At 63.0% G+C, this 349-nt stretch carries 1 protein-coding gene; it reads right to left on the bottom strand.

All coding sequences use genetic code 11. The features are described 5' to 3' along the window. Window positions 1-126: 126 nt before the first annotated feature. On the bottom strand, window positions 127-349 hold a 223-nt coding region (locus tag PSTU_RS20895), incomplete at its 5' end, for a hypothetical protein (protein WP_036993322.1).

The following is a 349-nucleotide window of genomic DNA, read 5'->3' on the forward strand; positions in this document are numbered from 1 at the left end:
GCGGGCAGACCCGCATGATGGGGTGGGCTTTCTTTTGCTTACTTTTCTTTGCCCAAACAAAGAAAAGTGAGGCGCCCGTGAAGGGCGCAACCAGGGGTCGAGCCCGGCCAACCAAGTCAGAAAACCTCATTCGTCCTCCTCCGAATCCGCCAATGCATCCAACGCTGGACCAATCAGCTCCTGCGCCAGGATTTCGAACCGCTCATCCAGCGGATCGCGATCGCGGAAGGCCAAGGCATTCCAGGGATCCTCGGACTCGGCGGCGATGGGGCTGAACTCAGCCCCCACCCAGGCCTCCCGTGCCCGCTTGCGGGCCGTCTCGATGGGTTCGCTGCCGCGCGCCGGGTTG

This window comes from Stutzerimonas stutzeri SDM-LAC (assembly GCF_000235745.1).
Taxonomy (GTDB): Bacteria; Pseudomonadota; Gammaproteobacteria; order Pseudomonadales; family Pseudomonadaceae; genus Stutzerimonas; species Stutzerimonas stutzeri_H.